Annotated in this window: 14 protein-coding genes and 1 pseudogene; 6 read left to right on the top strand and 9 right to left on the bottom strand. The window is 57.9% G+C overall.

What is annotated here, in order from left to right:
- From ENZ74_RS10260 to ENZ74_RS35045, 8 genes are all read right to left on the bottom strand, one after another.
- On the bottom strand, positions 1-512 hold a 512-nt coding region (locus tag ENZ74_RS10260), incomplete at its 3' end, for a sulfotransferase family 2 domain-containing protein (RefSeq protein WP_164760990.1).
- A 172-nt stretch (positions 513-684) separates the two neighbouring features.
- Positions 685-1,434: a class I SAM-dependent methyltransferase gene (locus tag ENZ74_RS10255; protein WP_063167689.1), complete on the bottom strand. Its 750-nt coding sequence runs from the start codon at positions 1,432-1,434 to the stop codon at positions 685-687.
- A 94-nt stretch (positions 1,435-1,528) separates the two neighbouring features.
- Positions 1,529-2,416 carry a dTDP-4-dehydrorhamnose reductase gene (rfbD, locus tag ENZ74_RS10250; protein WP_013532724.1) on the bottom strand — a complete coding sequence of 296 codons (888 nt, stop codon included), beginning with the start codon at positions 2,414-2,416 and terminating at the stop codon, positions 1,529-1,531.
- Positions 2,413-3,483 (bottom strand): dTDP-glucose 4,6-dehydratase, encoded by a 1,071-nt coding sequence (gene rfbB, locus ENZ74_RS10245; protein ID WP_013532725.1) that lies wholly within the window; start codon positions 3,481-3,483, stop codon positions 2,413-2,415. The genes rfbD and rfbB overlap by 4 nt, the downstream gene beginning before the upstream one ends.
- Positions 3,484-3,505: 22 nt before the next feature.
- On the bottom strand, positions 3,506-4,060 hold the full coding sequence (gene rfbC, locus ENZ74_RS10240) for a dTDP-4-dehydrorhamnose 3,5-epimerase (RefSeq protein WP_013532726.1): 555 nt from the start codon (positions 4,058-4,060) through the stop codon (positions 3,506-3,508).
- Positions 4,061-4,942, bottom strand: a complete 882-nt coding sequence (rfbA, locus tag ENZ74_RS10235) for a glucose-1-phosphate thymidylyltransferase RfbA (protein WP_013532727.1) — start codon at positions 4,940-4,942, stop codon at positions 4,061-4,063.
- 143 nt (positions 4,943-5,085) lie between these two features.
- Positions 5,086-5,574, bottom strand: a complete 489-nt coding sequence (locus ENZ74_RS35050; RefSeq protein WP_244514278.1) for an O-antigen ligase family protein — start codon at positions 5,572-5,574, stop codon at positions 5,086-5,088.
- Positions 5,567-6,316, bottom strand: coding sequence for a hypothetical protein (locus ENZ74_RS35045; protein ID WP_244514277.1), 750 nt, complete (start codon positions 6,314-6,316; stop codon positions 5,567-5,569). Before ENZ74_RS35045 ends, ENZ74_RS35050 begins: the two co-directional genes overlap by 8 nt.
- A gap of 77 nt (positions 6,317-6,393) precedes the next feature.
- Between ENZ74_RS35045 and ENZ74_RS10225 the strand changes: the two genes are divergently transcribed.
- The 6 genes from ENZ74_RS10225 to ENZ74_RS10195 all read left to right on the top strand — a co-directional run bounded on the left by ENZ74_RS10225 (position 6,394) and on the right by ENZ74_RS10195 (position 9,810).
- On the top strand, positions 6,394-6,819 hold the full coding sequence (locus tag ENZ74_RS10225; RefSeq protein ID WP_224674090.1) for a calcium-binding protein: 426 nt from the start codon (positions 6,394-6,396) through the stop codon (positions 6,817-6,819).
- A gap of 49 nt (positions 6,820-6,868) precedes the next feature.
- Complete coding sequence (locus tag ENZ74_RS10220; protein WP_244514276.1) at positions 6,869-7,648, top strand: thermonuclease family protein; 780 nt, start codon at positions 6,869-6,871, stop codon at positions 7,646-7,648.
- A 192-nt stretch (positions 7,649-7,840) separates the two neighbouring features.
- Positions 7,841-8,551: an SOS response-associated peptidase gene (locus tag ENZ74_RS10215; protein WP_013532730.1), complete on the top strand. Its 711-nt coding sequence runs from the start codon at positions 7,841-7,843 to the stop codon at positions 8,549-8,551.
- A 558-nt stretch (positions 8,552-9,109) separates the two neighbouring features.
- Entirely contained in the window at positions 9,110-9,289 is a 180-nt protein-coding gene (locus ENZ74_RS10205; protein WP_013532732.1) for a hypothetical protein, read from the top strand.
- 11 nt (positions 9,290-9,300) lie between these two features.
- Positions 9,301-9,510, top strand: a complete 210-nt coding sequence (locus ENZ74_RS10200) for a hypothetical protein (protein ID WP_013532733.1) — start codon at positions 9,301-9,303, stop codon at positions 9,508-9,510.
- Between the two features lie 6 nt (positions 9,511-9,516).
- The gene (locus ENZ74_RS10195) at positions 9,517-9,810 is read left to right on the top strand and encodes a hypothetical protein (protein WP_013532734.1); all 294 of its coding nucleotides are present in this window, start codon (positions 9,517-9,519) and stop codon (positions 9,808-9,810) included.
- A 22-nt stretch (positions 9,811-9,832) separates the two neighbouring features.
- Here the strand turns inward: ENZ74_RS10195 and ENZ74_RS10190 are convergent.
- Positions 9,833-10,178 (bottom strand): annotated as a pseudogene (locus tag ENZ74_RS10190) (capsular biosynthesis protein CpsI); the annotation flags it as partial.

Raw genomic sequence — 10,178 nt, 5'->3', positions numbered from 1 at the left:
AGCCCAACGTAATCGAAGCGAGCTAGGTTGGCTTTGGCCCGATCGAGGAGCTCGTCCGGCGGCAACCCGCCTGGCTCGATATCGCTCTTGCCGACCAACGAGGCGCCCCAGCCCGACGCCAGTTGGCATGCTTGATGATTCCACATGTGCGAAGCGAACTTGGAGTCAGCCGTCTCTCCTGCCCGAAAGAACATTTCAGCATCGTTGTCATGTGCCAACGTATTGATTTCATACTCATCTCTCGTCGCGCCACGACAGTAGCTGTAATATGAAAGCAGCCGTTCAACGGGATCCCGGAGGAAGGTAAAGCTGTAACGTCCCGTCATGAAGCGTTCAGCGTAATCGAAACCGAAATGGCCGGATACCATCATCAAGGGTTCGAGTTGTTCCGGTGTGCGGCTGAGATAATCGCCGTGCATGCAGCAATTTTCTCGACCATACAGCTCGGATGCCTTTGCAAGTATGGACGTCCCGGCGGTCTTCTGAATATGAAGGAATAGAGCAGGTATCATGCAGGTATCACATCCAGATAACGGAAAAGTGAAAACCTACTTGCGCTGACAGCGTCGCAGAGTCAATTGGGCTGTCGCCTTTCGAAAAGATGCGATCTTCCGACTTATAGGAGCGGGCGCGCGGGGGGCAGACGAGACCAACCCAGTCACCCGCTCGGCCATCGCTTCCATATCAGGAACTCTTTCCGCATCCGTCGAACGGCCGGTGCCTTGCCGCGATATTGAGCGCCGTTTCACGAACGATTTTGACCGACTTCCAATAGTCGTCATACTCGTCCCGATTGTCAGCTTTGAATGTCTTCAAGATATCATCATAGGCGTCCTGCAGAACCGTGCTCTCGGGGTTGAGATTGGTAACGACGACCAACCCGGTCGGCGCGCAGTCCGTGACAGTCACGGATAGATCGGGACGATACTTCAGCAGGGTGGGAACTACCTTCCATACGTCACCTGCCCACCACCCTGGAAAGTTGTTGTCAGCAGGTTCGATCGCCGTTTTCATATCCCTGGTGGTCATCTTGTAGCCGGGAGGGAGACAGTCGTGCAGCAGAATGATTGAGCCTTCCGCGCACTCTCTTTCGGTGTTGATGAAGTCGCGCAGGAGGAACTCGAACAGATGCATGCCGTCTAGAAAGGCCAAATCTACAGGCTTGCCCAAAATCTTGCTCGGACGCGTTTTCTTGAAAAAATCGTCGCTGGTCTGCTGATAGAGAAAGCAGCGGGGCTTGGAGCCAATGATGTTCTTTGCACAGACAAAGTAGGGATCGACCGCTACCGTTTCACACTTGGCCAGCTCAAGAGTATTTCCAAACTGGACTCCAACTTCGAAATAGGATCGCGGCCTTAGGGCCGAGTGGATATCGGCGATCGTCTCTAGGTAGCTTTTCCCGACGACATCTGGTCCGTGGTTGGCATCCTTCATTCGCAAGTACTCCAGGCGAGTCGATATTGATCTGTGTGGTTGCCGCTCGTATCATCGTGGCCTGACACTGCAATCAGATGACTTTGGCAAGGTCCTACAAACGGGCCGTCAGCCGCTCAACCACCTCGTCGCACGCGGTGTACCAAGATCTGCACCGCCAGCCGAACGTAGCGGCCATTTTACCGCAGTTGAGGCGTGAATTCGCAGGACGTTTCGCCTTCGTCGGATAGTCTGACGTCGAAATGCCGCGCACCGCAGCGTACGGCCTGCCCCTTTCCAGACTCGTTACGAAGACGCGCTGTGCAAACTCGGCCCAATTTGTGTCGCCGTCGCCCGCCACATGGTAGACGCCCCACTCCGCAAACTTCAGGTCCGCCTTGAGGTGCCGCGCCATATGAAAGATGCCGTCGGCGATATCAAGTGCCGATGTTGGATTTCCCCACTGATCGGCCACAACCGAAATCTCGTCGCGGTCAGCGGCCAGCCGCAGCATGGTTTTCACGAAATTCTTGCCGAACGGGCTGTAGACCCATGCCGTGCGCAGGATCAGATGGCGCGGATTGGCCGATGCAACCGCCTGTTCGCCGGCAAGCTTGGAGGCGCCATAGACGCTGCGCGGTGCAGTGGCGTCGGTCTCGACATAGGCGCCATGGGCGGTGCCGTCGAAGACATAGTCGGTCGATAGATGGATGACGGGAACGCCAAGCAGCGCCGCCGCTTGCGCCACCTTGCCGGCGCCGACGGCGTTCACCGCGAATGCCAGATCGGGCTCGTCCTCGGCCTGATCCACCGCCGTGTAGGCGGCAGCCGACACGACGATATCCGGCTTCACGGCCGCGATGGCTTCGATCACCGTGTCGGGTCTTGCAAGGTCGAGTTGCGGACGGCCAATGGCGATGACCTCAACGCCGGCGGCCGCCTGGGCGGCCTCCAGGAGGCTTGCCGCGACCTGCCCGTCGCGTCCGGTGACAACCAGCCTCACGCCGCCCCCTTGCGTGCTTCGCCCAGCCGTTCACCGGCGTAGCGCTGCTCGCGGATCGGTCCCCACCACCATTTGTTGTCGAGAAACCAGTCGACGGTCTTGGCGAGGCCGCTGTCGAAATTCTCATTGGGCGTCCAGCCCAGGTCCCGGCCTATCTTCGAGGCGTCAATGGCATAGCGGCGATCGTGACCGGGGCGGTCGGTGACGAAGGAAATCAGGTCGCGATAGCTCTTGCCCCCTGCCCGCGGCCGCCTGCTGTCGAGCAGATCGCAGATCGTCTCGACGACGCCAAGGTTCGTCCGCTCGGAATTGCCGCCGACATTGTAGCTTTCGCCGGACAGTCCCCTGGTCGCGACAAGTTCCAGCGCGCGTGCGTGATCCTCGACGAACAGCCAGTCGCGCACATTGGCGCCGGCGCCATAGACCGGCAGCGGCTTTTCGTCGAGCGCATTGAGGATGACCAGCGGGATCAGCTTTTCGGGAAAGTGATAGGGTCCGTAGTTGTTCGAGCAATTGGAAAGCACGACCGGCAGGCCATAGGTTTCGTGCCAGGCCCGCACCAGATGGTCCGAGGCCGCTTTCGAGGCGGAGTAGGGCGAGGATGGCGCGTAGGGCGTTTCCTCGACGAACATGCCGCCATCGAACGGAAGATCGCCAAACACCTCATCGGTCGAGACATGATGGAAGCGGAAATGGCTCTTCCTGTCCTCGGGCAGGCCGCGCCAGTACTCCAGCGCGGCATTGAGCATCTTGTAGGTGCCGACGATGTTGGTCTCGATAAAAGTGCCCGGCCCATCGATCGAGCGGTCGACATGGCTCTCGGCGGCAAGGTTCATGACGATGTCGATATCGTCGCGCCGGAGGATGTCGAGCACGGCCCTTTCGTCGCAGATATCGGCCTGCGCGAAGCGATAATTGTGTGCGTTCTCGATCGGCCGCAGCGAGGCCAGGTTTCCCGCATAGGTCAGCTTGTCGAGATTGGTCACCCGATAGGCCGGGTTGGCGCATAGATGCCGGCATACCGCCGAACCGATAAAGCCAGCACCGCCCGTCACCAGAAAATTCATGCCGCTGTCCTCAAATAACCCATCAGGCGAACACCTCGGCGGCAGCCAGCAGCGGCGCCTTCAGGTCCTTGTCCGAGAGCTGGAACCCGCCGGTCAATGACGGCCATTCGATGCCGATGGCGGGATCGTCGAAACGGATCGACCGGTCATGCGCCTGCGAATAGGTATCGGTCACCTTATACAGGACCTCGGTGTCGGGCACGAGCGTCACGAAGCCGTGCGCGAAGCCTTTCGGCACCAGAATCTGGTTGCCCTTTTCGGCCGACACTTCGAGAGCGACCCATTTTCCGAAAGTTTTGGAGCTGCGGCGAATGTCGACCGCAACGTCGAGAATGCTGCCCCGGATGACGCGCAGCAGCTTGTCCTGGGCGCGCGGCGCAAGCTGATAATGAAGCCCTCGCAAGACGCCCGCCGCGGCGGAATAAGAATGATTGTCCTGCACGAAAGCCAAGTCTATGCCGGCCTGCGAAAAGCGCTCGGCATTGTAGGTTTCGACGAAGAAGCCGCGCGCGTCGCCATGTCGCTTCGGAACGATTTCCAGAACGCCATCGATGCCAAGGGGCCTGACTTCCAGCACCTAGGCCTCCGACAGGTCGACGACACGCCGGCGCAGATAGGCGGCATATTCGTTCTTGCCCAGGTGATCGGCGCGACGCAGAACCTGGTCCACAGTCAGCCAACCCTGTTCAAAGGCTATCTCTTCGGGACAGGCGACCTTGATGCCCTGGCGGTGCTCGATGGTGCGCACGAAGGACGAGGCCTCATGCAGGCTGTCATGGGTGCCGGTGTCGAGCCAGGCATAGCCGCGCCCCAACCGATGCACATGCAACTGGCCGCGCTCAAGGTAGACGTTGTTGACCGCCGTGATCTCGAGCTCACCGCGCGCCGAGGGACGGATGGCAGGGGCGATGTCGACGACATCGTTGTCATAGAAGTAGAGACCGGTGACCGCCCAGTTGGATTTCGGCACCTGCGGCTTTTCCTCGATCGTCAGCGCCGTTCCCGTGGCCTTGTCGAAGGAAACCACGCCATAACGCTGGGGATCCTCGACATGATAGGCGAACACCGAAGCGCCCTTTTCGCGCGAGGCAGCGTCGCGGCAAAGCTGCGACAGCCCATCGCCGAAATAGATGTTGTCGCCGAGGATCATCGACACGTTGTCCTTGCCGATAAAATTGCGGCCGATGATGAAGGCTTCCGCCAGCCCGTTGGGCTGCGGCTGCTCGGCATAGGACAGGTCGAGCCCGAACTCCGATCCATCGCCAAGCAGATCGCGAAAAACCGGCAGGTCACGCGGCGTCGAAATGATCAGAATCTCTCGGATACCCGCGAGCATCAGAACGCTCAGCGGATAATAGATCATCGGCTTGTCGTATATCGGCAGAATTTGCTTAGAGACTGCTAATGTTAGTGGATAAAGACGCGTTCCACTGCCTCCAGCAAGGATAATTCCTTTCAAGAAGCTCTCCTTGACATGCCTGAACCCCCCGGCCCTAGCCGCCCGTGCTTAGGTTCCATGCACTGGCTTGTCAATCTCGGCGTTCGTCAAATGACTGGGTCACGATCCGGCGCCAATCCATGGCCAATTCAGGCGACGCATTGCTATCGTCTTGCCAGGGCCGGCCTGACGGGAACAAGCAGATTGTCATCATGGGCGGCGGTCGACTCGCCTCTCTGGCTCAGCCGCTCAGCAAGTCCCTTGTGAAAGATAACGCCATTCATATAGGCGAAGGTCATCGCCAGTGCCGCCGTTCGCAAGGGATAATCGACCAGAGAATGAACGAGCAGAAACGATACTGAGAGAAACGCCATTTTCTGCAGCGGATCTCGCCGTGCCGTAACGGAAAACGCAAAAAGCAATATCGCGTAAGCTGCGACCAGAAAGACAACAGGAGCGCCACCTTCAAGTGCCAATTCCAGATAATCATTGTGGGCGTGATTGACGTAGGGCTTGAAGATCATCTCTCCCTTTTCGTAAATCTGATAGACCTTCGGAAAACTCCCAAAGCCGACGCCCGTCGCCCAGTTCTCTTCAATTCCCGCGATCGTCGTGCGGGCAAATTCGGCCCGTCCAAAGGCCGGGTCAACCACTTCCGCATCGATCTTCGTCCACGCCCCCGATCGTGTAGAGTGAAAGCCCGATGAAGACAGCGGGTATTCCATACCCGCCCAGCCTCGAGCGCGCGGACAGAAAGACGACTGATACCATGGTGATCGCCAGCCCTATCAGAATACCGGCGCGCGAACCGGCGGCCAGAAGCAACAGCAGCAGCGTTATCAAGCCGAGCGACCCGGACAGAAGGTGCCCGCGAAACAGGCCGTAGTAGACAACGAAGGGGATGGAGACGAAGAGCAAAGCTGAAAAATGGTTCTGGTTGGCAAACAGTCCCGCATTGATCGTGAACGGCAACAAACCCTGTATGGCAACCGTATCGGAGAGTGAATACTGGATCGCCGCAGCCAATCCGTTACAGATGACACCCATGAAAAAGAAGGGCAGAAGGCCGTAGACCTGATCTGGGCGCAAGCGGGTGACGCTCAGAAAGAATGCAGCCATCGCCACGAAATACAACAGACACTCGATCGTACGTCCCACGCCGACACTGACGAAACGCAGCCCGGTTTCACCGCTCAGCCACGGATTTGCAAGTAGAACCTCAGGCCGCAATCCGCTCAACAGGGCGGCAGGCAGCGGCACGATTTGAAAACAGAACACGGCCCCTTTGAATTCGTCGATCTCCGAGACCAAAGCAAGGGTTTCAGGGGTGATTTGCAGGAAACCGATCTTCATGGCCATACCTAAAAAAATACCCAAAAATACCCAATAGCTCAAGAATCGACCTTACCCAATAAAGCACTCCCGGCGCCTTGTATGGGAAACGCCCAGTCACAAGGCAAACGGATTAGAGAGTGGATTCGACAACAAAATTCAAAAGGTGCATGATGGGTTTGGTGTCGGGGGATACCTTCATGAATTGGCGTTGGTTTTCGACCGCAACAGTTGTTGCGTTCATCTCAGGCTGCACTGCCGACTATTTGAATAATTATGACTCGGTGACGCTCGCTGCCGGCGATGCGAACCGCTCAAATATGCTTTTGCAAACTGTCGATCCGTTCAATCCGAATAGCCAAAACACGCGTATTGAAGGCGACGGAGCGCGCGCGGTGGCAGTCTTCAACGGATACCGAGGTGCGACCCGAGCCCGTAGCGCTGATTTGGACTGTGCAGGCGGCAGCGGAAACAATGCAGTGGTTGCCCCTGGGGTGCAGATCACAGGCTCTGATCCTAACGGGCTCGATGGTGATCGCGACGGCATTGGGTGCGAGGGAAAATAGGTTGTCTCGAACAAGGAAAGGAGGGCTAGGCTGGCTCGCAGTCATTGCGTTGGCCGCGTATTATTATCCCGTTCCGTACCAGAGACCGGGCATTACCTCGCCAAATCCAAAGGCCACCGTTGAGATCAGACCGGAGGCCAGCAATCTCACCCAGAGCGTTACACGGCAGGTCGAGGAACCGGCCGCACCCAGTCAGCAAACCAACGGGGAAGTGCTTCAAGGCCGCGCATCGGCAGTTGATGGCGATACAATTGAGATCAATGGGACGCGCGTTCGGTTCAACGGCATCGACGCACCCGAGTATGATCAACAGTGCGAGGATGCGAAGCACTTTCGGTATTCATGTGGATGGCAGGCCAAAACTTCCCTCGAAAAATTCATGGCTAAATCGAAGCCCTTACGATGCGAGTTTGTCACTTGGGATCAATACGGACGCTTCGTTGGCAATTGCTACCGGGCGGACGGAGCCGACGTGGCGGCCTGGCTCGTCAAGAATGGGCTGGCCCTCGACTGGCCCAAATACAGCCATGGCGGCTATGCATCCCAACAAGCGGTCGCCAAGGCTGCCAAGCTCGGCCTGTGGAAAGGCTTCTTCGAAGACCCATGGACGTGGCGCGCCGAGCACGCCGAAGATACGCAGCCCGCGGCCAATCAGCCTCTCGGTATCATAGGCCGTCAGGCTCAGTCACAAGGCTATTCGTGCGAGCCTCGCCGTAAATGCTCTCAGATAAGCTCTTGCGCTGAAGCCCAATGGTATCTCAGCAACTGCTCATGGGGCGGCAGGCTGGATCGCGATAGTGACGGGATTGCGTGCGAAACGCTTTGCTAAATACCGAGAACGACGGAGGACTGGTCAGTGGCCCAACAGTCGAGAAATTCCGGTTTGGAGCCCCTCTTTCTCTCTTTTGGTCGGTACGGGTACACTGGTTTGATCCTACGGTGATCTATTACCGGGGCTAGTCGCAACAGGATATCCCCGTTGGGGCTTGCTGATCGGTTCGCTGCTAGGCACATTCACCGCATGTGCAATCTCTACAACATCACCACGTCACAAGAGGCGGTCCGCCAGTGGACCCGGACTTTGCGGGACATCCTAGGCAACCTTGAACCGTCCGTTGACATCTATCCCAACCAGCCCGGCCCAGTGGTGCGTAACGCCCCTGAAGGCCGTGAGCTAGCCAATCTCCTGTGGGGAATGCCGACGCCGGCCGAGCGCGTCAAGGGCAAGGCTGACTACGGCACTACCAACATTCGCAACCCGCAGTACAGCCATTGGCAACAGTATGTCGGCGTCGAGAACCGTTGCGTGGTGCCGGTAACAAGCTTCGCAGAGCCCAGCCCAACTCCCGGCGATAAAGACCGCGAGACAGGCATTCAGCGGAACTATTGGTTCGCGCTCAATGAGGACCGCCCGTTATTCTTCTTCGCTGGCCTCTGGACGCCATGGCATGGGGTCCGCAAGGTAAAGGACGGCCCCGGCGATTTCGAGCTTTACGGTTTCATGACGACCGCGCCCAATGCCCTCATCAAGCCGATCCATGAAAAAGCTATGCCGGTGATCCTGAGGACGCAAGAGGAAACAGAGACTTGGCTGACAGCGCCATGGTCGGAAGCGAAGCGGCTACAACGCACAGCGCCGGATGATGCTCTTGTGATTGTCGAGAAGCCTGCCACACAGATCAAGTTTCCCGAGCAGGCACCAGTACCGCCAAGCCAAGGCTCGTTGTTCTAGATGGCTGGCCTTCGGATACTCTCGGACGTTGCACCGGGCCTTGCGATTGCCATCTTTCTTACAATCTTGGTCGTGATGTTTTTTCGTCGTAAGCGGCGCTAAGCAAATCGGCGGCACGTGATTGAAATGTTGGGCTGTTAGCGCCAGTTATTCATCCCTCCAGATCACGCGTCGTACCATGCGGATTTCAACAAGTCGCCTCACGCGTATCTTCATGCCCTCCGATGCGCTTGGCAGCAGAATGTCCACATCAAGCTCGCGGCGTTTGCAGCGCTCGCAGCGCATGTGCCGGTCAACGTCCCAAAACGGAATGTCCCCCACCAATTTGGCGAGGTCCCCGGGGAGATAGTGGCGTGTAATGTTGCAGTTGATGCACCGGACACGGATTAGCTGACCAACCTCATGCGCTCGGCACAGGGTCTGGACAAGGCGGCGCGGTCGTCTGCTCTGTTCCGGCATAGCCAAAAATAGGAATGAGTTCCTCGCCGAGTCAATTCACTCTTGACATTTATGTTCCCTTTTTGTTCACTACGCCCATGCAGCGTATGGAGTAATGCCATGGATCGAATTGTGACACTGAACAGCCGCCAGGAGGCTGCCCTCCAGGCCCACGCCGAGGATTTCATTGCAGTCCACAAGGGTGATGTGATGAAAGCGCTCAAGGAAATGATCGTGCTCAACGGGCACCTTCAGGAACGACTTGACGCACTCACCCCGCAGCGCCGCGCGACGCGTTAGGAGTAGGCACCATGGGCACAATGCACTTCGACACCGAAGCCAAATCCGAACTGCACTCTGAAGCGGTGAAGCTGATCGCCCGCTACGACAGCCCTCTTGAGACCGTGAAGGCGCTCATGGCCTACAACTGTGAGCTTGAGACCCAGATACTCGCCATCGCCCATCGGCATCCGGGGATAGTTTCAATCGGGTACGATCCTACTCCGCCTGTGCTGGAGTGACCTTCAATGAGCCGCCTGATCTTTGCAGGAGAGCTTGAGAGCGCCGCCGACCAGATAGCGGACATATCCCGCGCCGACCTTCAAATTGTACTTCGTAGGGCCGCCCTGATGCTTAGAAACGTCGCCGGTGTCGATCTGGGCACGAGAACAGACGAATTACTTTTTGGAATCGCAGCGGAGATGGAAGTTTCCAAGTCCGATTTGATCAAAACGATCGTCAGCGACTGGCTAATTGCCAATGCTTATCTGCCTGTTCCGCTAGAGCTTGACGAAGGCAACGAGACACCATTTAAAATCTGAGCATGAAACCCGGCGTCTTCCGCTATGCCCGCGCAAAATACGCCTTGTACCACTCGACGAACCGCCCGACGCCCTCGGTCACTGTCGTCGTCGGGCGGTAGCCGACCGCCTGCTCCAGCGCCGAGGTGTCGGCGAAGGTATCGGGCACATCGCCGGGCTGCAGCGGCAAGAGTTCGACGATGGCTTTGCGGCCGAGCGCGTTTTCCAGCGCCTCGACATAGGCGGTCAACTTAACCGGGTTGTTGTTGCCGATGTTGAAGATGCGCCAGGGGGCGCTGCTTGTGGCCGGATCCGGACGGCTGGAGTCCCAGGCGGCATTGCCCGTGGCCGGGCTGTCGCTGGCACGGATCACGCCTTCGGCGATGTCG

The sequence above is a fragment of the Mesorhizobium sp. M7A.F.Ca.CA.002.15.2.1 genome, from assembly GCF_003998715.1.
Lineage (GTDB): Bacteria > Pseudomonadota > Alphaproteobacteria > Rhizobiales > Rhizobiaceae > Mesorhizobium > Mesorhizobium ciceri.
Note: the sequence above shows the minus strand (reverse complement) of the source record. Positions and strands in the feature narration are given on the sequence as shown.